Genomic DNA, 21388 nt, shown 5'->3' with positions numbered 1-21388 from the left:
AGGACCTCCTGCATAGGGGTGATCTAGAAGCCACCCACTATGTCAGGAAAGGTCGATATTTGGGGTTGCTTACTCGCTTGCCGCGTAGTCCCGGCCCCAGCCCCACTCGCGGTAGGACTGCTGGGTCTGAACGTTGAGCAGATCGCTGTGCACGCGGGCCGCGCCGTTGGTCCGCCTGTCGTTGATCTTGAGGATGTCCAGGCCGTTGTCGAAGTCGGCCGCGTACACGTACCCGTTGTAGTAGTACGCGGACCAGACACCGCCACCGCTGCCGTCGGCCTTCGGACCGCGCTCGAAGTAACCGAACTCCTCCGGCCTGGCCGGGTTGCTGAAGTCCAGGAACGAGACGCCGCCCATGTACCAGGCCTGGACCATGATGTCCTTGCCCTTGACCGGGATCAGCGAGCCGTTGTGGGCCACGCAGTTCTCCGAGTCGGCCTGGTGACGCGGGATCTTGAAGTAGCTCTGGAAGATGAGCTGGCCGCGGTGGATGCGGTAGATGGCGTCCGCGCCGCGGTTCGGCCCGATGGCCTCGTTGCAGGTGGCCGCGCCGCCGCCGCCGAGCTCGTCGGTGAACAGCACGGTCCTGGCGTCGTTGGTGAATGTCGCCGAGTGCCAGAAGGCGAAGTTCGGGTCCGTGGTCCTGGCCGTGACCTTGGGGTCGAGCCGGTCACGGATGTCGAACAGCACGCCGTCGCCCATGCAGGCGCCCGCCGCCATGTCCTTCTCCGCGTAGACGGTGATGTCGTGGCAGCCGCTGGTCGGCACCAGCAGGCCGGGCTGGGTCTCGTTGCCGCCGTCGGGGAAGACGACCGGCGTCGCCGCGACCGCCGCCGCCTCGGGATCGCGCAGCGGCACCTTGATGATGGAGATCTTGTCATGCGGCGGCTGGCAGTCCGGGAGGGTCGCGCCGGGGCTGTAGGAGGAGACGTAGAGGTAGACGTTCCTGCGCTTGTCGGAGCCCTTGCCCGGCACCAGCGTCAGCGTGTGCGAGCCGCAGTTGGTCTCGACGGACTTGATGTACCTGGGGTTGGCCTTGTCGCTGATGTCGAAGATCCTGACGCCCTCCCAGGATTCCTTGATCGTCGCACTCTGGCCCGTGCTGCTGCACGAGTCGTTGTTGCGGGAGCTGTCGACGGCGCTGAAGAGCAGGTCGCCGTAGACGGACACGTCCATCTGCGCGCCGGGGCACACCACCGAGCTGACGACCTTGGCCTTCTTCGGGTTCTTGATGTCGACGATGGAGAAGCCGCCGTAGTTGCCGACGTAGGCGTAGTCGCCCTGGAAGGCGAGGTCGGTGTTGATCGTGCCGGCGAGGGCCTCAGGCTTGGGAACGTTGAGGACATGAGTCACGTTCGGGCTCGTGACCACGGTGTCAGCCGGGGGGATGTCACTGGACATGGCGGGTAACGCCGTCGCCACCAGGGCGATGGCGACCCCGGCCACGACCAGCGCGGGACGTTTGCTGAACATGGATGGTCCTCCCTGATCACATGATGGCCAGACGGGGAGATCTCCCGATTTCTCCCTATAAAGGCGGCATAAACTATGAAATCTTCACCCCGAATGGCCTGACCCGACCAGCATGCAAGATGTCAAATCTTATGCTTGTTTGTCCTCTTACGCAGATCATTTTTGCGTCGTATACTGCGCATTTCCGACCTAATCAGTCAGGGAGGTTGGGTGCGCGCCGCGCTCATCGTCGTCGTCACGGGCATCGTCGGGGGCACGGTCATCGCCCTGTCGGGCTGCACCGCCACCCCGCCACAGGCCCCACGAGCCGACTCCACGGCTCCGGTGATCGCACCGGGCCGGCCCGGCGAGGAGGCCAGGACGCTGTCACCCGGCGAGGCCGCGACGGCGGTGCCCAAGCCCACCGCGAACGCCGCGGACGTGAAGTACGTCCAGGACATGATCGTCCATCACCAGCAGGCGCTCGACATGTCCATCCTGGTGCCCAACAGGGCCGCCTCCGCCAAGATCAAGGCCCTCGCGTCACGGATCACGGACACCCAGGGCCCGGAGATCCAGTTCATGCGCACCTGGCTGCAGGAGCAGGGACAGCGGGTCCCCGACCACCACGCCGCCCACGAGGGCATGCCGGGCATGGCCACCCCGGAGCAGCTCGACAAGCTCAAGGCCGCCTCGGGCCAGGCCTTCGACGGGCAGTTCCTGGAGCTCATGACCGCCCACCACCAGGGCGCGATCAAGATGTCGGAGCTGGTGCTGACCGGCGGCTCGCACATCAGGATCGAGGAGCTGGCCAACGACATCGCGGTGACCCAGCTGGCCGAGATCCGCCGCATGCGGCAGATCCAGACCTCTGGCTAGGAACGGCCGACGAGCGGCTAGGAGCCCGCCCGCCAGGAGTGCAGGTAGGCCCGCTGGTCGACGGTGAGCACGTCGATGCCGATCCCGGTCGCCGCCAGCTTGAGCCTGGCCACCTCGTGATCGATGTCCTCGGGCACGTCGTACACGCCGGGAGCCAGCCCGGCCCGCTCGCGGGCCAGCCACGCGACGGCCAGCGCGTGCGCCGAGAACGACATGTCCATCACCGCCGCCGGATGCCCCTCCGCGGCGGTCAGGTTGACCAGCCGCCCCTCGGCCAGCAGCAGCAGCTTCCGCCCGTCGGGCAGCACGTACTCGTCGGTGTTGGGCCGCACCCCCCGGCGCACCTCGTGGGCCATCTCGTCCAGCGCCCGGACGTCGATCTCCACGTCGAAGTGCCCCGCGTTGGCGAGGATCGCCCCGTCCTTCATGGCGGCCAGGTGCTCGGCCCTGATCACGTCGCGGTTGCCCGTCACGGTGATGAACAGGTCGCCGGTCGTCGCCGCCCGCTCCATCGGGCACACCTCGTAGCCCTGGAGGGTGGCGTCCAGCGCCTTCACCGCGTCGATCTCGGTCACGATCACCCGCGCGCCGAGCCCCTTGGCCCGCTCCGCCACCCCGCGCCCGCAGAACCCGAACCCGGCGACCACCACGGTCCGCCCGGCCAGCATGATGTTGGTGGCCCGCATGATCCCGTCGAGCGTCGACTGCCCGGTGCCATAGCGGTTGTCGAACATCCGCTTCGTACGGGTGTCGTTCACGGCCACGACGGGGAAGGTCAGCGCCTTCTCGGCGGCCATCTGCCGCAGCCTGATGATCCCGGTCGTGGTCTCCTCACATCCGCCGGAGACCCCGGCCAGCAGGTCGGTCCGCTCGGTGTGCAGGATGTTGACCAGGTCGCACCCGTCGTCCAGGACCAGGTCAGGGCCCAGGTCGAGGGCCTGGTGGATGTGCCGGTAGTAGGTGGCCATGTCGACCCCCGCCTTGGCGTGCACGGCGATCCCGTAACCACGCAGCGCCTCGGCGACGTCGTCCTGGGTGGACAGCGGATTGGAGGCCGCGAGCGCGATCTCGGCGCCGGCCGCCTTCAGCGCCCCCATGAGCACGGCCGTCTCGGCGGTGACGTGCAGGCAGGCGGCGATCCTGAGCCCCTCCAGCGGCCGTTCGACGGCGAACCGCTCGCCGATCGCCGTCAACACCGGCATCGAACGGGCCGCCCAGGAGATCTGCCGCTCGCCGCTGTCGCTGAGATCCATGCCCGAGCCCTAACCGAAGAGGACGGCCACCCGCTCGCTCGTCGCGTGCGGGTGACTCGGCCTGCAGTGAAAGATGGTCTGTGCGCTGATCTGGTCTGTGCGCTGATAAGGCAAAGCTCCGGGAGGGCAGGCCCCCCGGAGCGCGCTCGCCAGAAGATCAGTAGCGGTAGTGGTCCGACTTGTACGGGCCCTCGACGTGGACGCCGATGTAGGCGGCCTGCTCCTTGGTCAGCTCGGTGAGCTTGACGCCCAGCGCGTCCAGGTGGAGGCGGGCGACCTTCTCGTCCAGGTGCTTGGGCAGGGTGTAGACGCCGATCGGGTATTCGGCCGTCTTGGTGAACAGCTCGATCTGCGCGATCACCTGGTTGGTGAACGAGTTGGACATGACGAACGACGGGTGGCCGGTGGCGCAGCCCAGGTTCATCAGGCGGCCCTCGGCCAGCAGGATGATCGAGTGACCGTCGGCGAAGACCCACTCGTCGACCTGCGGCTTGATGTTGCGCCGCTCGATGCCGGGGGTCTTGGCCAGCCCGACGATGTCGATCTCGTTGTCGAAGTGGCCGATGTTGGAGACGATCGCCTGGTGCTTCATCTTCGCCATGTGGTCGGCGGTGATGATCTTGAAGTTGCCGGTCGTGGTGACGAAGATGTCGGCGATGCCGACGACCTCGTCCAGCGTGGTGACCTGGAAGCCGTCCATGGCCGCCTGGAGGGCGCAGATGGGGTCGATCTCGGTCACGATGACCCGGGCGCCCTGGCCGCGCAGCGCGTCGGCGCAGCCCTTGCCCACGTCGCCGTAGCCGCAGACCACGGCCACCTTGCCGCCGATCAGCACGTCGGTGGCGCGGTTGAGGCCGTCGATGACGGAGTGGCGGCAGCCGTACTTGTTGTCGAACTTCGACTTGGTGACCGAGTCGTTGACGTTGATCGCCGGGAACAGCAGCTGGCCGTTCTTGTGCATCTCGTAGAGGCGGTGCACGCCGGTGGTGGTCTCCTCGGTCACGCCCTTGATGCTCTCGGCGATCCTCGTCCACCGCTTGTCGCCGGTGACCGTGCGCTTGAGCACCTCGATGACGACGTGCCACTCCTCCGGGTCGTCCTCGGTGGCGGGCGGGACGGCGCCGGCCTTCTCGTACTCGGCGCCCTTGTGGACGAGCATGGTGGCGTCGCCGCCGTCGTCGAGGATCATGTTGGGGGCGTCGCCGTCAGGCCAGGTGAGGGCCTGCTCGGTGCACCACCAGTACTCCTCCAGCGTCTCGCCCTTCCAGGCGAAGACCGGGACGCCCTGCGGGTCGTCGGCGGTGCCGTTGGGGCCGACGACGGCGGCGGCCGCCGCGTGGTCCTGGGTGGAGAAGATGTTGCAGCTCACCCAGCGGACGTCGGCGCCGAGCGCGACCAGCGTCTCGATGAGGACGGCGGTCTGGATGGTCATGTGCAGGGAGCCCATGATCTTCGCGCCGCGGAGCGGCTGGGAGGCCGCGTACTCCTTGCGGATTGCCATGAGGCCGGGCATCTCGTGCTCGGCGAGCCGGATCTCCTTGCGGCCGAAGTCGGCAAGTGAAAGGTCGGCGACCTTGAAGTCCATCGGGTATTCCCCTCGCATCACTGTGGTGTCGCCATGAGTTTAGGCGGCCGAACCGCCCCCTCGCATCACTAGAGCACTGAACCTGACGTAAGAATGTAAGAATGCGGATCACGGAAGCGGCCAAGCGGCTCGGCATGTCCCCCAGGATGCTCCGGTACCGGGAGGCGCTGGGCCTGCTCCCGCCGATCCGGGAGCAGGGCGCGCACCGCCGGTTCGGCGCCGAGGAGCTGGCCGCCGTGGCTCAGGCGGTGGAGCTGGAGAAGCGGTTCGACGTCTCCCCCGCCGAGCTGGCCTTCGCCCTGCGCGCCCTCAGCGAGCCCGCGGTGGCGGCGGCCGTGCGCGACCTCGGCGTGCGGATCGGCCGCATCCAGGTGCCGCGCCGGGCCCTGGACTTCGAGCAGGAGAAGGCGCTGCGCCTGCTACGAACCTCCGCCCCCGGCCGGACGTCCAACAGGACATGAGAGAGCTGCTGATGGCCACGGTACTCGCCCTGTCCCCGGTGCAGGCCGGCAGCGAGGTGAAGGTCTACTTCTCCCACGGGTTCGGCGTCCCCGGCAAGGTCGTCCCCGTCACCAGGAAGGCCCCCGACCGGGGAGTCGCCACGTTCGCGCTCCAGCAGCTCATCGCGGGCCCGACCGCGGCCGAGCGACGCCGGGGGCTGCACTCCGAGCTGGGCGGCCAGATCCGCGGCAGGTCCGACTGCGGCGCCGACTTCACCATCAAGATCACAAAGGGTACGGCCACACTCCGCTTCTGCCGGACCGTGTGGGGCAACGGCGTGGGCGGCGACGCGCGGATCCTGCGCACTATCGACGCGACGCTCAAGCAGTTCAGGAGCGTCAAGAAGGTCGTCACGCTCGGCAAGGACGGCCGCTGCCTGTTCGACCAGACCGACGCGGGCACCTCCTGCGTCACCGGCCACGAGTGATCGGCGCCGCGCCCCGAGGCGCGGCGCCGGATCAGGCGTTGCTCGGCGTACGGTACAGGTCCGGCTCCAGGTAGATCACCCGGGCGATCGGCACGGCCTCGCGGATGCGCCGCTCAGCCTCGTCGATCCCCTCGGCCACCTCGGCGGCCGTGTCGTTGTTCGTCACCGCGATCTTCGCCGCCACCAGCAACTCCTCGGGGCCCAGGTGCAGCGTGCGCATGTGGATGACGCGATCCACCTGCGGCGCGGTCTCCAGCGCGGTGCGGATCTGGGCCTCCATCTCCTCCGAGGCGCCCTCACCCAGGAGCAGCGACTTGGTCTCGACGGCCAGGATGACCGAGATGATGGCCAGCAGCACACCGATCATCAGCGTGCCGATGGCGTCCCACCTGCCGTCACCGGTGACGACCGCCATCGTCACGCCGAACAGCGCGAAGATCAGGCCGAAGAGCGCCCCCAGGTCCTCCAGCAGGATGACCGGCAGCTCGGGCGCCTTGGACCTGCGGATGAAGGCCATCCACGACTGCTTGCCGCGCACCGCGTTGGCTTCCTGGATCGCGGTCCGGAACGAGAAGATCTCGGCGATGATCGCGAAGATCAGCACGCCGAACGCCCAGCCCGCCGACTCCACCGGGTGCGGGTCGGAGAGCTTGTGGAAGCCCTCGTAGAGGGAGAAGAGCGCGCCGATGGCGAACAACACGACCGCGACCACGAAGGCGTAGAAATAACGCTCGCGACCATAGCCGAACGGGTGCTCCTGGGTGCTGGCCCGCTTCGCCCGCTTGCCTCCGACCAGCAGCAACGCCTGGTTGCCCGCGTCGGCGACCGAGTGGATGCCCTCCGCGAGCATCGAGGAGGATCCGGTGAAGGCCGCGGCCACGAACTTCGCCACAGCGATGGCGGTGTTCGCCGCCAATGCCGCAAGGATTGCTTTGGTTCCGCCGCTCGCGCTCACCGGGGGTCTCCCAATCTCATGATCATGTTACTCAAGGCCTAAAACGAGATCCTATTGCGAAATTCTGGCCTTTATCTCCGAGATCGCCGCCACCGGGGTCGGATCGATACCGTAGCCCAGCGCCAGATAGGTGCTCGCGTAGTCGCCGAGCCCCACCAGCGAGGCCAGCCGCTCCAGCGGATGGGCGCCGTCGGCGGCCAGCTCGGTGACCGGCACGCCACGGTCGTGCGCCAGCCGCACCGCGGCCTCGCGCGCCCTGGCCACCTGCGGATGCTCCTCCAGGTCACGCAGCATCACGAGCCTGAGCGAGCGGCCCGGGGTCTCGGCGAAGATGTCACGCTCGGCCAGCGGCCCGTCCAGCACGGCCACCTGGTTGTGGCCGGCCTCCGGCAGCTCGCCGGGGATCGCCGGATACTTGGCGCTGGCATTGAGCTGACCGGCCATGCGGCAGGCCGCGACGGCCGCCAGCCGGGACGAGCCCCAGATCATCGGCACGCTCTCGGCCAGCTCCATGGCCAGCGACTTGCCCGGATTGACGAACGACTCGCTGGACGGCCGGCACCGGTGCGCGATGTCCTCCAGCGACTTGGCCACCTGCTCGACCATCGCCTCGTCGAGGCGTACCAGGCCCAGCGAGGCGGCGGCGACGATCAGCGGGACCGTCACCAGCCAGAGGTTGGCCCGGGGCTGCCCCCGCGTCGGCAGCGGGACGTGGACGGCCGACGCCTGGGTGGCCACCGACTCCAGCGCGGAGCCCGCGGGGCCCAGCGCCAGCAGCGTGCAGCCGCGCCGCACCGCCTCGGTGGCGACGGCGAGCGTCTCCTCGGTCTCGCCCGTCCAGGAGATCGCGACCACCAGGTCGGTGGCGCCCACCCAGCCGGGCAGCTGGTAGGAGCGCAGGGTCACGATCGGCAGCGGGGCGCTGTTGCCGCAGACCGCGGCCAGGATGTCGCCCGCGACGGCGGAGCCGCCCATGCCCGCGACCACGACCGCCCTCGGCCGCCCGTCCGCCGACAGCCGCTCGACGACGCCCGCCTCGATCGCGCACCGGTGGCCGGTGCGCACCTGGGCCGCCGAGGCGGCCACGGCGAGCAGCATGCCCCCGGGGTCGCCCTCGCTCAGGTGGCGCTGGTCGTCGAGCCGCTCCGGCTCCCAGGTCACGGCTTCCTGGCCTCGTCGACGAGCAGCACCGGGATGTCGTCACGGACCGGATAGATCAGGCCGCATCCCGTGCAGGCCAGCTCCTCGGTTTCGCCCTCCACGCGCAGCGGTGACTTGCACGCCGGGCAGGCCAGGATCTCCAGCAGCCAGTCGTCGATCTTCACTGTGTCACCTCTCTGAGCAGGCCGAGAACCTCGTCCCGGACCGCCGTCATCGTGGTCTCGTCAGCCGCCTCGGCGTTGAGCCTGAGCAGCGGCTCGGTGTTGGAAGCCCGCAGGTTGAACCACCAGCCGGGGGCGCTCACGGTCAGGCCGTCGAGGTCGCCGACCTCGCCCCGCCCGGCGAACGCCGCCCGCACCCGGCGCAGCGCGTCGTCCTGGTCGGCGACGGTGCTGTTGATCTCGCCCGTGGCGTGGTAGCGGGAGTAGGCCGCCACGACCTGCGACAGCGGCCGGTCCTGCTCGCCGAGCGCGGCCAGCACGTGCATCGCCGCCAGCATGCCGGAGTCGGCGAACCAGAAGTCGCGGAAGTAGTAGTGGGCGGAGTGTTCCCCGCCGAAGACCGCCCCGGTGCGGGCCATCTCGGCCTTGATGAAGGAGTGGCCGACGCGGGTCCGCACCGGCTCGCCGCCGTGCTCGCGGACGATCTCGGGGACGCCGCGCGAGGTGATCAGGTTGTGGATGATCGTCGAACCGGGGTGCTTGGCCAGCTCACGCGCCGCCACCAGGGCGGTGATCGCCGACGGGGACACGGACTCGCCCCGCTCGTCGACGACCCAGCACCGGTCGGCGTCGCCGTCGAAGGCCAGCCCCACGTCGGCGCCCGCCTCGACCACGGCCTTCTGCAGGTCGAGCAGGTTGGCGGGCTCCAGCGGGTTGGCCTCGTGGTTGGGGAAGGCGCCGTCGAGCTCGAAGTAGAGCGGGGTCAGCTCGATCGGCAGCCCGGCGAACACGGCCGGAACCGTGTGGCCGCCCATGCCGTTGCCCGCGTCGACGACGACCTTGAGCGGCCGGTTGGCGGACAGGTCGACCAGCGTGCGCAGATGGTCGGCATAGCCCTGGAGCAGGTCCTTCTCGATCAGGGAGCCGGTGGGCGCCCCCGTGTCGCCGATCAGCTCGGCCGCCCGGTCGCGGATCTCGGTCAGGCCGGTGTCGCCGCCGATCGGCACCGCGCCCGCGCGGCACATCTTCATGCCGTTGTAGCGGGCCGGGTTGTGGCTGGCGGTGAACATCACACCGGCCAGGCCGAGGCTGCCGCTGGCGTAGTAGAGCAGGTCGGTCGAGCCGAGCCCGGCGTGCACCACGTCGGCGCCGCGAGAACGCGCGCCACGGACGAAGGCGTCGGCGAGCGGCACGGAGGAATCGCGCATGTCATGCGCCACCACGACCGACTCGGCGCCGGTCACGTCGACGAAGGCCGCCCCCACGGCCTCGGCGATGGGCTCGTCGAGCTCGTCCGGCACCACGCCGCGAACGTCGTAAGCCTTGAAGATCTTGGCGAGATCGCCCACTCCAGCTCCGCCCCTAGGTCGTCTGTACGGCCAGGACGAGCCTACCGGTCACGGTGCTGCTGGGCCGACCTGAGAACACGAAGATGCCCACGTCGGCCTACCTCGACGCCTTGGCCGACAGGCTCGCCGGCGCCGGAAGGGGTGGGCCTGGCGGCCTCCCTGACCGCGTTGGCCAGCGCTTCGAGGTCGTCGGAGCTCGGCGAGCCGCCGTCCGTCGGCAACCGGACGACCTCCCAGCCGCGGGGAGCGGTCAGCCGCTCGGCGTGTTCGGCGCACAGGTCATAACAGTGTGGCTCGGCGTACGTCGCCAAGGGGCCGAGAACTGCGGTCGAGTCGGCGTATACGTACGTGAGCGTGAAGACGGCAGGCTGACTGCAAGCGGTGCGGGAACAGCGGCGGACGGGGCTCACGGAGGGACCGTATCTGGTAAGAGTGCGGGACGCCACTATCTGGGCGCTCTTAACGAGCGTGTCGCCACAATTCGGACACCTGTCGCAGGCTTTCCACCTACATGCCCCGAAGGCGCCTCACCCTTAGACTTGCCGTGTGACTTCCAAGCGCGGTCCCCGGCGGCGTGACCGGCACGGTCGCGGCCTGCGCGGGCCGCTCGCACCCTCCTACGTGCCCATGGCCAGGGCCCGTAGCGAGCGCTTCGATGACCTGGTGCTCGACGCGGTCGACCGGCTCAGACCCAAGTGGGACAAGCAACTGTCCGCCGTGGAGTTCGCGGTGGAGGAGGTGCCGCCGCTGAGCGAGCTGGGCGACGGTCCCGGCGTCTCCTCGGGCCCCATACCGTTCGGCCGCGCCGACACGGCGAAGGGGCAGAGCCCCGCCTCGGTCGTGGTCTACCGCCGTCCGCTGGAGGCCCGCGCCCGCGATCGTGACACGCTGGGCGCGCTCGTGCACGACACCGTGGTGGAGCAGGTGGCCACGCTGCTGGGCCTGTCACCCGACACGGTCGACCCCGGTTACGACGAGCGCCGCTAGGACACGAAAAAGGGCCACACGGTGATCCGTGCGGCCCCTCCCCGCTTTTATCCCTATACGGCCTGGCGTTTGATCCGTCGGCGTTCCCGCTCGGACAGCCCACCCCAGATGCCGAAGCGCTCGTCGTGCTCGAGTGCGTACTCCAAGCACTCAGCACGCACTTCGCACGATCGGCACACCTTCTTGGCCTCTCGGGTGGAGCCGCCCTTTTCCGGGAAGAACGCCTCTGGATCCGTCTGCGCGCACAGTGCGCGCTCCTGCCAGCCGAGTTCTTCAGCGTCAAGCTGATCCTGTGCGATGACCAAATCGGTCACTGCACACCTCCCTGCCGCCCGCCCGCAATGGAGCCCCCCATGGAACGCCTTCCTTGTACCCACCCACGGGAAGGCGTAACAACATGGTTGTAATTACACGCGTGTGCCGTACGTGGCGTCAAGCGGCATGCTGGTATCCGGGGAAAGACCAGCTCTCGCCCCGGTCGTGCCTGGCATGTGATGTTCCCACCCGGTTCGGGCCAGAGTCCTGGCCCATGGACGGGTGTGTTCAACGCTGTCAGCGGTCGGAACCGTAGCAGGGCGGGATAGAGCTCCGCCCTGTGCGCCACCTCTTCTCTAGCCTTGCTTTGCCGGTCCGTTACCTGCGTGGCTCATTGGGGGTGTATATGGCCGTTGGGTCTATTGGGTCATCCCCTTGGCGGGTCTGTTCCCCCAGCGCGTCGCCGCGCAGTGCCGACTGGTCGAGCCGGATGGTCGAGTCGGCCGCCGGGGCGTCCGCGCCCCAAGCCGGCGCCTGGTGGTGCTGCGGCCGGTAACCCTGGGCGTCGTACTGGCCCTGCTGCGGCTGCTGGGGGTAGGCGGCCTGCTGCGGGTCGTACGGGGCCTGCGAGTGCTGGGGCTGGCCGGGGTAGGGCTGCTGAGCCTGCGGCGGCTGGCCGTACTGGGGCTGCCCCTGCGGCTGGCCGTGCTGAGGTTGGCCCTGCGGCTGGCCGTGCTGCGGCTGGCCCTGCGGCTGCGGGTTGCCGAACAGGTCGTCGTGCGGCCTGGCGCCCTGGGCGCCGTAGTCGGGGACTCGCAGGTCAGGCTGGGTGCCCACGCCCGACTGGTAGGTGTCGGCCTGCTGGTAGGCGTCGAGGAGCTGCTGTGAGCGCGGGTCCACGGGCGGGTCCGGCTCCTGGAAGGCGGGCTCCTGCGCCGGGGTGGAGAACTCGCTGCCGGAGTAGCCGGTGAACGGCTGCCCACCCTGCGGCCCCGCCTGCTGGCCGCCGTGCTGGCCACCCTGCTGCCCCGCCGGCTGCCCTGCCTGCTGGTCGAACGCCGACGGGCGGTCGTAGTAGGGCTGCTGGCCGCCGTACTGGGGCTCGCTCTGCGGGAACGGCACGCTGGGCGCCGTCTCGGTCGTGGGGTAGCCGGAGCCGAACGCGCCCGGCTGCTCCACCGGCGCGGCGTAGAGGTTCGGCCGGCTGTCGGAGTGCGCGCCCAGCTGGCTGTCGGGCTGGGGGGCGTACGGGTTCGGCTGGTTGTCGGCCGGAGGCGCGTACGGGTCGGCCGAGCCGTACACGTTGGGCTGGCTGTCCGCCGGAGCGTAGGCGCCCGCGTGGCTGTCCGACTGGGGGGCGTATGGGTTCGGCTGGTTGTCGGCCGGAGGCGCGTACTGGTCCGCCGAGCCGTACACGTTCGACTGGCTGTCGGAGGGGCTGTACGGGTTCGGGTGGCTGTACTGGTTGGGCTGGCTGTCCGCCGGGACGTACGGGGCGGGCTGGTACTCGGGCTGCGACGGGTACGTCGCGTCCGGCGCGGTCTCGGACGGCGCGTACGCGGCGTGGGACGGCTGGGCCTGCGAACCGTAGGGGTCCTGGCTCTGCGGGTTGTACGCGTCCGGTGCCGGCGTGCTGTAGGCGTCCGGGGAGTTGTACCCGTCCTGGGCCGGGGAGCCGACGGCGGGCGTGCTGTACGGGTCCTGGGAGGCGGCGGCCTGGCCGTAGCCCGCCTCGAACTGGCCGGCCGGCCGCTCCGACCGGCTCGGCTCACGGTCGGACGGGGCCGCGGGAAGCGCCGGGAGCGCCGCGCGGGGCTGGGGCGGCTGGTAGGCGTCCTGGGCGGGCTGCGGGGGCTGCGCGGGCTGGTCCTGCTGGGCGAACGGCTGGCCCTGCGGGTTGTAGGGCTGCTGGTACGGAGGCTGCTCGGGCTGGCCGCCGTAGCTCGGGGGCTGCTGCGTATACCCGGACTGCTGGCCGTACGGCGGCTGCTGTCCCTGGGGAGGGGGCTGCTGGCCGTACTCCTGGGCCGGCGGGAATCCCGGCTGGCCCTGGGCGTACTCCTGGGCGGGCGGGTAGCCCGGCTGCCCGGGGGGCTGCTGGCCGTACCCCTGCTGGGCCTGCGGCGGTGGCTGCTGGCCGAAGGCGGGCGGGCCCTGCGAGGGCGGCTGCTGGCCGTACCCCTGAGGGCCGTAGTTCTGCTGGTAGCCGGCGGCGCGTCGATCGGGCAGGACCTGCGGCAGCAGGTAGACCAGCGCGACGGCGGCCAGCGCGAGAATCGGCGCGCCCGTGAGCACGAACTCCACGGTCGCCCGCGCCCCGTTGCCGGCGAACAGGCCGAGCAGCAGCGACAGCGCGCCGAACACGGTGGCGACCGCGAGCGCGCCGGCGGCGACGTAGGCGATCGGCTTGGCCTTGGGCGAGGGCCGGCCGACCTTGGTGACCAGCAGCACCGCCCCCAGGACGAGCGCCACGTTGAGCGGGCTGGTCAGGCTGAAGAAGTGGCTGAAAGCCCGTTCGGTGAAGGACGGCCCGCTGCCACCGAGTGGCCCGGAGGAGCCGATCAGGATCCGGCCCAGCGTCAGCAGGATGTCCAGCCCACCGGCGGCCAACATGATCCAGGCGGCCGGCTCCTTCAACCGCTCTACGTCTAATTTGCTCACAACTACCCCCAACGGACCCTTTAGCCCGAAGGGAGTTTGCCACATCATGGACTGACCCCGTGGGAGTCCCATGCAGCCCGTAGATCACAATAAACGTTATCTTCCCCTCGAATCACGCCCATGCTGGGGATGTGGCGAGGGCGAAATCGGCTCCTGTGGGAAGTGTCACCAAACCCCGGTGGAAGACTGGGCCGCATGCACATCGTGTCCCTCGCCGGCGGCATCGGCGGCGCCCGCTTCCTGCGTGGCCTGCGCGCCATCGCGCCTGACGACCAGATCACCGTGATCGGCAACACGGGCGACGACATCACCCTGTTCGGCCTGCGGGTCTGCCCCGACCTCGACACCGTCATGTACACCCTGGGCGGCGGCATCGACGAGGAGCAAGGCTGGGGCCGGGCCGCCGAGACGCACGTCGTCAAGGAGGAGCTGGCCGCCTACGGGGTCGAACCGCAGTGGTTCGGCCTGGGCGACCGCGACTTCGCCACCCACATCGTCCGCTCCCAGATGCTGGAGGCCGGCTACCCGCTCTCCCAGATCACCCAGGCCCTGTGCGCCCGCTGGCAGCCGGGGGTGCGCCTGCTGCCGATGAGCGACGACCGGTGCGAGACGCACGTGATCATCTCTGACGAGCACGGCAAGCGGGCCGTCCACTTCCAGGAGTGGTGGGTCAGGCTGCGCGCCTCGGTGCCCGCCGAGTCCTTCGCGCTCGTCGGCGTCGACACGGCCAAGCCCGCCCCTGGGGTGCTGGACGCGATCGCGGACGCGGACGTGGTCATCCTGCCGCCGTCCAACCCGGTGGTCAGCATCGGCACCATCCTCCAGGTGCCCGGCATCCGCGACGCGCTCATGGCCAAGACCGTGGTGGGCGTCTCCCCCATCATCGGCGGCGCGCCGGTCAGGGGCATGGCCGACGCCTGCCTGACGGCGATCGGGGTGGAGACCAGCGCCCAAGCCGTCCTTGAGCTGTACGGAGCCGACCTGATCGGCGGCTGGCTGGTGGCCCCCGAGGACTCGGCGGTCGCCCTGGACGGCGTCCGCGTCGAGGCCCGGCCGCTGCTCATGCACGACGCGGACGCGACGGCGGCCATCGCCCGCGCCGCCCTCGACCTGGCACAGGAGCTCGCCCGATGACCACCCCGCAGCAGATCGAGATCCTCGGCGTGCCCGGCATCGGGGAGGTGCGCCCCGGTGACGACATCGCGGCCCTGCTCCGGGACGCCGACGTGCGCGAGGGCGACATCCTGGTCGTCACCTCCAAGATCGTGAGCAAGGCCGAGGGCCGGATCCGGGAGGCTCCCGACCGGGTCAAGGCGATCGAGGACGAGACCGACCGGGTGGTGGCCCGGCGCGGCGACACCGTGATCTCGCAGACCCGGCACGGTTTCGTCATGGCCGCCGCCGGGGTGGACGCCTCCAACACCGATCCCGGCACCGTGCTCCTGCTGCCGGAGGACCCCGACGCGTCGGCGCGCCGGATCCGGTCGGGGCTGACGCCCAAGGTCGGCGTGATCGTCTCCGACACCTTCGGGCGCCCGTGGCGGCACGGGCTGACCGACGTGGCCATCGGCGCGGCGGGCGTGACGCCGCTGGCGGACTTCCGGGGCGGCACCGACACCCACGGCAATCCGCTCAACGCCACCGTGACGGCTCTCGTGGACGAGATCGCGGCCGCCGCCGAGCTGGTCAAGGGCAAGCTCGACGGGGTTCCCGTCGCCGTCGTGCGCGGGCTGGCGCACCTGGTGACCGAGGAGGACGGGCCGGGGGTCAGGCCGCTGGTGCGTCCGGCCGACGAGGACCTGTTCCGGTTCGGGTCACGCGACGTCGTGTTCGCGCGCCGTACCATCAGGGAGTTCTCGGACCGGCCCGTCGACGCCGCCGCGGTGCGGCGGGCGGTCGCGGCGGGCATCGCCGCGCCGGCGCCGCACCACACGACGCCGTGGCGGTTCGTGCTCGTCGAGTCGGCCTCGACCAGGACGCGGCTGCTCGACGCCATGCGGGAGGCGTGGATCGCGGATCTGCGCGGCGACGGGTTCACCGAGGAGTCGATCGCGAAGCGGGTCAGGCGTGGCGACGTGCTGCGCGCCGCGCCCTATCTGGTGGTGCCGTGCCTGGTGATGGCGGGCTCGCACACCTATCGGGACGACCGGCGCAACGCCGCCGAGCGGGAGATGTTCGTGGTGGCGACCGGCGCGGGGGTCGAGAACTTCCTGGTCCAGCTCGCCGTCGAAGGGCTGGGCTCGGCGTGGGTGTCGTCCACGATGTTCTGCCGCCCGGTGGTGCGTGAGGTGCTCGACCTGCCCCAGGAGTGGGATCCGATGGGCTGCGTCGCGATCGGCCACGCGGCCGCTCCCCCTCGGGATCGAGCGCCACGCGACCCTCAGGACTTCTTTGTGACGCGCTGACCTGCGACTTTCGAGAATGTCACGGTTTGGTGTACCTGTTAGGAAAGTTTCCTTTACATTTGGGCGCACCCCCACCGTAAAGGAGCTCGCTTCATGAGAAGGTTGCTCACCTTACTGTCCGTGACGGTGCTCGCCGTCGCCTGCACGATCTTCGCCACCTCCCCGGCGTTGGCCCACGGCTACGTCAACTCGCCGCCGAGCCGCCAGGCCAACTGCGCCCAGGGCAAGGTCTCGGGCTGCGGCGACATCATCTACGAGCCGCAGAGCGTCGAAGGCCCGAAGGGCCAGCGCAACTGCCACGGCGGCATCCCGCGCTTCGCCCAGCTCAGCGACGAGAGCAAGGCGTGGCCCGTCACCTCGGTCGGCAGCACGGTCGACTTCAAGTGGACGCTGACCGTCCAGCACGCCACCAGCACGTGGGAGTACTACATCGGCGGCACCCGGGTCGCGAGCTTCAACGACCAGGGCCGCCAGCCGCCGTCGCTGCAGGTCTCGCACCGGGTGAACCTCTCCGGCTTCAGCGGCCGGCAGAAGGTCCTCGCCATCTGGAACATCGCCGACACGCCCATGGCCTTCTACGCCTGCATCGACCTGCGGATCGGCGGCGGCGCCGGCAACCCCGACCCCACCCCGACCCCGACGCCCACCCCGACCCGTACTCCGACGCCCACTCCGACGCCGACCCCGACCTCGCCCGTGGGCGGCACCTGGAAGGCCGGCACCGCCTACAAGACCGGCTCGACCGTCACCTACGGAAGCGCCACCTACCGCTGCATCCAGGCGCACACCGCCCTCGCCGGCTGGGAGCCGCCGAACGTTCCCGCCCTGTGGGGCAAGGTCTGATCGCCTGAGGGGGCGCCGCCGTCGGCGCCCCCTCACCCGCACGTCGGGTGGCACAGGCGGCGGGCCAGCGCCTCCAGGAACACGTCGATGATCTCGCCCGGCTCCTGGGCCACGTGCAGGGAGCCGTTCGTGGCGGCCGTGATGCCCGCCAGGCCGTCGCGGTCGACGCCCTTGCCGAAGGCGATGACGATGATCTGGATGGGCTTGTCCGGCTTCCACTCGGTACGCAGCCGCTCGGTCAGCTCCGCCAGCTTGAGCCCGTGGCCGTCGTCCCTGCCCGCCGTGATCACCAGGAGCGTGTTGTTCATCTCCTCCCGGTATTTGCCGCCGACCTCGCGGAAGCCGCTCAGGATCGCGTCGTAGAGCGAGCTGTCCCGGCCGGGATGGGCGGTGATCGTGGTGGTGAGCTCGTTCAGCCGGCCACGCCTGACCAGTTCGCCCGTTTCCGGGCGGTTGATCGGGCCGAGTCCCACCCGCTGCTCGTACCCCTTGACGCCGCCGAGCCGGTGGGCGAACTCCCAGAACCCCATGTGCGTGGAGTCGGGGAAGAGCTGCAGCCCGAGCCGCGCGGCGGCCAGCGCCACCCCGACCCGGGTGCCGCCGTTGAGCGGCTCGGCCATGTGCTTCGAGGTGTCGGTCAGCACGAGGATGTTGGTCGGCGGCGCGAGCCTGCTCCAGGCGCGCAACGCCTCGTCGATGTCCTCGTCCGTCACCGAGGACCGGATCTTCGGGTTCGTGACCGGGATCCGCGGCGCCGGCGAGATCGGGGCCTCCCTCCCGTCGCCCGACCGGAACCCCGCCTCCCGGACCAGCCGCTGCGCCTCGGGCCCGCGCAGCCACTCGGCGAAGGCCGCGGACCCCTCGGCCACCATGGGATCGGTGGCGGTCACCGCGTACGGGTAGTCGAGGGTGATCGTGCCCTCGCGCGGGTGCAGGGCGACGACCGGGTCCGCGGACAGGTTCAGGTTGTGCTCCCACACCGACTGCTCCGGCACGATGACGACCGGGCGCTGCCAGAACGTGCGGTCGTCCACCGCCGCCAGCATGCTGCGGTAGTCGGGCGCCGAGCCCGCCTGCGCCCACCGGACGAACGCGGTCAGCGCCTTGTCCGCCTCCGGCCCGGTGCCGACCACGTCCCGGGCCGCCGCGACGGTGGCGATCCCGGCCCCGGCCAGCGACGGATCCGGCACCCGGACCACGTCGGGCTCGTCCTCGGTGGGCGTCACCCGCCCGCGCACCGTGGGCGGGAAGACCATCCGCCAGTTCATCTCCGTGTTGCCGATGGAGAACTTCTCGGCGAGCGACGAGCGGGTCGCGAACACCAGCGGCGAGGTCGCCATCACCGTCTCACCCGCCCGCAGCGCGCTCGCGCCCTGCTCCCGCGCCAGGCGGATCCAGGCCGACGAGTCGGCGATCCAGCCGTCCGGCCGCTCGCTCAGCACGCCCGCCCGCTCCCCGATCAGCGTGCGCAGCACGGTGGCGGGAGGCCGCTCGGTCACCTGGACGAGCACGCATCGCCCGCCCGCGGTGGTCTTCGTCTCGTTGAACCGCCCGGCCGCCCGCATCACGGCCGGAGCCACGTCCAGGGCGGCCGCCACATCGACCAGAACAGGCTCTCGTGTCGAGCACAGGGCCCGCGCGCCGCCGAACACCACCACCAGCATGCCCGCGACCAGGGTGACGGCCGTGAGAACCGAGAGCACTCCGTTGCGGAGCGCTCTCTTCCTTTTCTGCTCGGGAGATAACGCGGCGCGGTGCTGGCCAAACCGCACGGTGAACCTCTCTCGATGGGGAGTGACGATTCTCCCAGCACGCTAGGCCATCGGCAGCACTCGCCGCACGCTCTGGCACACGCCGTCGCTCGCCGCCGACGCGGCCAGCCGCTCGTCGCTCGGCCGGCCGTACTCGGTGGTGCGCTGCCGCACCGGCCTGCCGGTGAGCTCGACCATCTCGCGCAGCTCGCTGATCGTCTTGTACGACCCGTTCTCCGACCCGGCCATCCGGCTGATCGTCTCCTCCATGAGCGTGCCACCGAGATCGTTCACGCCGCCCTTGAGCACGTGGTGACACAGGTCGTCGCGGAGCTTGACCCAGGAGCACTGGATGTTGGAGATCGCGCCGTGCAGCAGGATCCTGGCCAGCGCGTGCACCGCCCGGTTCTCCCTGGCGGTGGGGCCCGGCCTGGCGATCCCCGCCAGATAGATGGGCGCGCTCGTGTGCACGAACGGCAGCAGCACGAACTCGGAGAACCCGCCCGTCTCCTCCTGCAGCCGCCTGATCAGCTTGATGTGCCTGACCCAGTGCAGGTGGGTGTCGACGTGCCCGTACATCATCGTGGAGGTGGTCGGCAGGCCCACCCGGTGCGCGGTGGTGATCACGTCCACCCACTCCTGGGCGGGCAGCTTGCCCTTGGTCAGCACCCAGCGCACCTCGTCGTCCAGGATCTCGGCCGCCGTGCCCGGCAGCGAGTCCACCCCGGCCTCCTTGGCGGCGTGCAGCCAGTCCTCGATCGACAGGTTGGTGCGGCTGGCGCCGTTGATGACCTCCATCGGCGAGAAGGCGTGCACGTGCATGCCCGGCGTCCTGGCCTTGACCGCCCTGGCGATGTCGAAGTAGGCCGTCCCGGGCAGGTCGGGGTGGATGCCGCCCTGCATGCACACCTCGGTCGCGCCCGCCCGCCACGCCTCCTCGGCCCGGGCGGCCACCTGGTCCAGGCTCAGGGTGTACGCGTCGGCGTCCGTCCTGCGCTGGGCGAAGGCGCAGAACCGGCAGCCGGTGTAGCAAACGTTGGTGAAGTTGATGTTCCTGTTGACGACGTAGGTGACCTCGTCCCCGACGGCCTGCCGCCGCAGCTCGTCGGCGATCCCGGTGAGCTCCTCCAGCGCCTCCCCGTCGGCGGACAGCAACGCGACCGCCTCGGCGTCGCTGAGCCCCGCAGGGTCACTCTCAGCCCGCCGCAACGCCTCCCGCACCTCAGCGGACACCCCACCGCCCGCCGGTGAGCCACCCGGCACCGCGGAACCACCGTCGGCCGCCCCGTCCGTCTCTCCCCGCGCCGGTGCGGCGAGCACCTCGTCGGCGGAGTCCGGCGCAACGCGTACGGCGGGATCCAGCCGCTCCCGCAGCGCGTCCCAGTCCCCATAGACGTGGTCGAAGTCATCCCGCCGATCATGCGTCCGCCCGGAGGTGTCCACCTCCACATGCAGATCCACCCTCCCGGAGGCCGCGAACCCACCGTCAGGCTCCTGCCAGGGCAGCCCCGCAGGCAGCACCCCCTCCCGGGCCAGCCCCGTCTCCGGGTCGGCCAGCGCCGCCACGTGCCCGAACAGCCGGGGATCCAGCCAAGGCTCCCCCGCCCGCACGTACTCGGGGTAGATGGTCAACCGCTCCCGCAGCCGGAATCCGTGCTCGGCGGTACGCGCGGCCAGCTCGTCGATCTGCGGCCACGGCCGCTCCGGGTTCACATGGTCGGGCGTCAACGGCGACACCCCGCCCCAGTCGTCGATCCCGGCCCGGATCATCAGCTCGTACTCGGCGTCCACCAGGTTGGGCGGCGCCTGCACGCGCGCCCGCGGCCCCAGCACCAGCCGGGTCACGGCGATGGTGGCGGCCAGCTCCTTCAGGTCCGCGTCGGGCAGCCCGCGCATCGCGGTGTCCGGCTTGGCGCGGAAGTTCTGGACGATGACCTCCTGGATCGCGCCGTACTCGCGAGCCACCCGCCGGATGGCGAAGATGGACTCGGCCCGGTCTTCCACGGTCTCCCCGATGCCGATCAGGATCCCGGTGGTGAACGGCACGTTGGTCCGCCCGGCGTCCTCCAGCACGCGCAGCCGTACCGCCGGGTCCTTGTCGGGCGAGCCGTGGTGCGGCTGCCCCTTCTCCTCGAACAGCCGCCGCGAGGTGGTCTCCAGCATCATGCCCATCGACGGCGCCACGGGCTTGAGCCGCTGCAGGTCGCGCCAGCTGAGCACGCCGGGGTTGAGGTGCGGCAGCAGCCCGGTCTCCTCCAGCACCGCGATGGCCATCGCCCGCACGTAGGAGAGCGTGTCGTCGTAGCCGTGCGCGTCCAGCCACTCGCGCGCCTGGTGCCACCGGTCCTCGGGCCGGTCCCCCAGGGTGAACAGCGCTTCCTTGCAGCCCATGGCGGCGCCCTGCCTGGCGATCTCCAGCACCTCGTCCGGGCTGAGGAAGGGCGCGTCGAGCTTGTGCGGAGCGGTGGCGAACGTGCAGTAGCCGCAGCGGTCCCGGCACAGCCGGGTCAGCGGGATGAACACCTTCCTGCTGTAGGTGATGATCCCCTCGCGGCCGACGGCCTTCAGCCCGGCGTCCCGTACCCGGGAGGCGTGGTCCAGCAGCGTGTCGAGGTGCTCGCCGCGCGCGTGCAGCAGCACGGTGGCCTCGGCGACGTCCAGGGTCTTGCCATCACGGGCACGAGCGAGTGCGCGACGGAACGCGGAATCACTGACGAGACTCATACCGGCACACTACGGGCAGCTGAGTTCGTGGTGCGCACT

19 protein-coding genes are annotated in these 21388 nt (G+C 70.4%); 7 read left to right on the top strand and 12 right to left on the bottom strand.

All coding sequences use genetic code 11. From position 1 onward, the window contains the following. Positions 1 to 69: 69 nt before the first annotated feature. Positions 70 to 1473 carry an LVIVD repeat-containing protein gene (locus tag ACTMTF_RS19635; protein WP_441111975.1) on the bottom strand — a complete coding sequence of 468 codons (1404 nt, stop codon included), beginning with the start codon at positions 1471 to 1473 and terminating at the stop codon, positions 70 to 72. A 210-nt stretch (positions 1474 to 1683) separates the two neighbouring features. Between ACTMTF_RS19635 and ACTMTF_RS19630 the strand changes: the two genes are divergently transcribed. After that, a complete protein-coding gene (locus ACTMTF_RS19630; RefSeq protein WP_441111974.1) occupies positions 1684 to 2331 on the top strand; it encodes a DUF305 domain-containing protein in 648 nt (215 codons plus the stop codon). A gap of 17 nt (positions 2332 to 2348) precedes the next feature. On the opposite strand, the gene ACTMTF_RS19625 is transcribed toward ACTMTF_RS19630, so the two are convergent. Both ACTMTF_RS19625 and ahcY read right to left on the bottom strand, forming a co-directional pair. Next, positions 2349 to 3584 carry an adenosylhomocysteinase gene (locus tag ACTMTF_RS19625; RefSeq protein ID WP_441111973.1) on the bottom strand — a complete coding sequence of 412 codons (1236 nt, stop codon included), beginning with the start codon at positions 3582 to 3584 and terminating at the stop codon, positions 2349 to 2351. A 157-nt stretch (positions 3585 to 3741) separates the two neighbouring features. Next, positions 3742 to 5169 (bottom strand): adenosylhomocysteinase, encoded by a 1428-nt coding sequence (gene ahcY / locus ACTMTF_RS19620; protein WP_441111972.1) that lies wholly within the window; start codon positions 5167 to 5169, stop codon positions 3742 to 3744. Positions 5170 to 5270: 101 nt separating this feature from the next. On the opposite strand from ahcY, the gene ACTMTF_RS19615 reads away from it, so the two are divergent. Further along, positions 5271 to 5630 carry a MerR family transcriptional regulator gene (locus tag ACTMTF_RS19615; protein ID WP_397008504.1) on the top strand — a complete coding sequence of 120 codons (360 nt, stop codon included), beginning with the start codon at positions 5271 to 5273 and terminating at the stop codon, positions 5628 to 5630. Beyond that, positions 5627 to 6097 (top strand): GerMN domain-containing protein, encoded by a 471-nt coding sequence (locus ACTMTF_RS19610; RefSeq protein ID WP_441111971.1) that lies wholly within the window; start codon positions 5627 to 5629, stop codon positions 6095 to 6097. Before ACTMTF_RS19615 ends, ACTMTF_RS19610 begins: the two co-directional genes overlap by 4 nt. Before the next feature lie 31 nt (positions 6098 to 6128). On the opposite strand, the gene ACTMTF_RS19605 is transcribed toward ACTMTF_RS19610, so the two are convergent. From ACTMTF_RS19605 to ACTMTF_RS19585, 5 genes are read right to left on the bottom strand one after another with little or no spacing between them, the layout of a single operon-like run. Then, positions 6129 to 7052 carry a cation diffusion facilitator family transporter gene (locus tag ACTMTF_RS19605; RefSeq protein WP_441111970.1) on the bottom strand — a complete coding sequence of 308 codons (924 nt, stop codon included), beginning with the start codon at positions 7050 to 7052 and terminating at the stop codon, positions 6129 to 6131. A 51-nt stretch (positions 7053 to 7103) separates the two neighbouring features. Beyond that, positions 7104 to 8213 (bottom strand): SIS domain-containing protein, encoded by a 1110-nt coding sequence (locus ACTMTF_RS19600; protein ID WP_441111969.1) that lies wholly within the window; start codon positions 8211 to 8213, stop codon positions 7104 to 7106. Next, positions 8210 to 8377, bottom strand: a complete 168-nt coding sequence (locus ACTMTF_RS19595; RefSeq protein WP_189138818.1) for a Trm112 family protein — start codon at positions 8375 to 8377, stop codon at positions 8210 to 8212. Before ACTMTF_RS19595 ends, ACTMTF_RS19600 begins: the two co-directional genes overlap by 4 nt. Further along, entirely contained in the window at positions 8374 to 9723 is a 1350-nt protein-coding gene (locus ACTMTF_RS19590) for a phosphomannomutase/phosphoglucomutase (protein ID WP_441111968.1), read from the bottom strand. The genes ACTMTF_RS19595 and ACTMTF_RS19590 overlap by 4 nt, the downstream gene beginning before the upstream one ends. 41 nt (positions 9724 to 9764) lie before the next feature. Then, positions 9765 to 10133, bottom strand: coding sequence for a DUF3499 domain-containing protein (locus tag ACTMTF_RS19585; RefSeq protein ID WP_397008494.1), 369 nt, complete (start codon positions 10131 to 10133; stop codon positions 9765 to 9767). A 136-nt stretch (positions 10134 to 10269) separates the two neighbouring features. On the opposite strand from ACTMTF_RS19585, the gene ACTMTF_RS19580 reads away from it, so the two are divergent. Further along, positions 10270 to 10710, top strand: coding sequence for a metallopeptidase family protein (locus tag ACTMTF_RS19580; RefSeq protein WP_397008492.1), 441 nt, complete (start codon positions 10270 to 10272; stop codon positions 10708 to 10710). A gap of 53 nt (positions 10711 to 10763) precedes the next feature. Here the strand turns inward: ACTMTF_RS19580 and ACTMTF_RS19575 are convergent, their stop codons facing one another. Together ACTMTF_RS19575 and ACTMTF_RS19570 are read right to left on the bottom strand one after the other, a co-directional pair. Beyond that, on the bottom strand, positions 10764 to 11024 hold the full coding sequence (locus ACTMTF_RS19575) for a WhiB family transcriptional regulator (RefSeq protein WP_049564653.1): 261 nt from the start codon (positions 11022 to 11024) through the stop codon (positions 10764 to 10766). 319 nt (positions 11025 to 11343) lie between these two features. Further along, positions 11344 to 13626, bottom strand: a complete 2283-nt coding sequence (locus ACTMTF_RS19570) for a hypothetical protein (protein WP_441111967.1) — start codon at positions 13624 to 13626, stop codon at positions 11344 to 11346. Between the two features lie 195 nt (positions 13627 to 13821). On the opposite strand from ACTMTF_RS19570, the gene cofD reads away from it, so the two are divergent. From cofD to ACTMTF_RS19555, 3 genes are all read left to right on the top strand, one after another. After that, positions 13822 to 14760, top strand: coding sequence for a 2-phospho-L-lactate transferase (cofD, locus tag ACTMTF_RS19565; protein WP_441111966.1), 939 nt, complete (start codon positions 13822 to 13824; stop codon positions 14758 to 14760). Continuing rightward, a complete protein-coding gene (locus tag ACTMTF_RS19560) occupies positions 14757 to 16031 on the top strand; it encodes a coenzyme F420-0:L-glutamate ligase (protein ID WP_397008486.1) in 1275 nt (424 codons plus the stop codon). The genes cofD and ACTMTF_RS19560 overlap by 4 nt, the downstream gene beginning before the upstream one ends. Before the next feature lie 93 nt (positions 16032 to 16124). Then, on the top strand, positions 16125 to 16874 hold the full coding sequence (locus tag ACTMTF_RS19555) for a lytic polysaccharide monooxygenase (RefSeq protein ID WP_441111965.1): 750 nt from the start codon (positions 16125 to 16127) through the stop codon (positions 16872 to 16874). Positions 16875 to 16906: 32 nt separating this feature from the next. Here the strand turns inward: ACTMTF_RS19555 and ACTMTF_RS19550 are convergent, their stop codons facing one another. Both ACTMTF_RS19550 and ACTMTF_RS19545 read right to left on the bottom strand, forming a co-directional pair. Next, positions 16907 to 18577, bottom strand: coding sequence for a substrate-binding and VWA domain-containing protein (locus ACTMTF_RS19550; protein WP_441111964.1), 1671 nt, complete (start codon positions 18575 to 18577; stop codon positions 16907 to 16909). Between the two features lie 111 nt (positions 18578 to 18688). After that, complete coding sequence (locus tag ACTMTF_RS19545; RefSeq protein WP_441111963.1) at positions 18689 to 21349, bottom strand: bifunctional FO biosynthesis protein CofGH; 2661 nt, start codon at positions 21347 to 21349, stop codon at positions 18689 to 18691. Positions 21350 to 21388 lie beyond the last annotated feature (39 nt).

This window comes from Nonomuraea sp. ZG12 (assembly GCF_052068115.1).
Taxonomy (GTDB): domain Bacteria; phylum Actinomycetota; class Actinomycetes; order Streptosporangiales; family Streptosporangiaceae; genus Nonomuraea.
This window is presented reverse-complemented; position numbering and strand designations above follow the sequence as displayed.

Excerpts from the sequence above, each read along its gene's own strand:
- ACTMTF_RS19635 (WP_441111975.1), bottom strand. The coding sequence starts at position 1,473 with ATGTTCAGCAAACGTCCCGCGCTGGTCGTGGCCGGGGTCGCCATCGCC.
- ACTMTF_RS19625 (WP_441111973.1), bottom strand. The coding sequence starts at position 3,584 with ATGGATCTCAGCGACAGCGGCGAGCGGCAGATCTCCTGGGCGGCCCGT.
- ahcY (WP_441111972.1), bottom strand. The coding sequence starts at position 5,169 with ATGGACTTCAAGGTCGCCGACCTTTCACTTGCCGACTTCGGCCGCAAG.
- ACTMTF_RS19615 (WP_397008504.1), top strand. The coding sequence starts at position 5,271 with ATGCGGATCACGGAAGCGGCCAAGCGGCTCGGCATGTCCCCCAGGATG.
- ACTMTF_RS19610 (WP_441111971.1), top strand. The coding sequence starts at position 5,627 with ATGAGAGAGCTGCTGATGGCCACGGTACTCGCCCTGTCCCCGGTGCAG.
- cofD (WP_441111966.1), top strand. The coding sequence starts at position 13,822 with ATGCACATCGTGTCCCTCGCCGGCGGCATCGGCGGCGCCCGCTTCCTG.
- ACTMTF_RS19560 (WP_397008486.1), top strand. The coding sequence starts at position 14,757 with ATGACCACCCCGCAGCAGATCGAGATCCTCGGCGTGCCCGGCATCGGG.
- ACTMTF_RS19555 (WP_441111965.1), top strand. The coding sequence starts at position 16,125 with ATGAGAAGGTTGCTCACCTTACTGTCCGTGACGGTGCTCGCCGTCGCC.
- ACTMTF_RS19545 (WP_441111963.1), bottom strand. The coding sequence starts at position 21,349 with ATGAGTCTCGTCAGTGATTCCGCGTTCCGTCGCGCACTCGCTCGTGCC.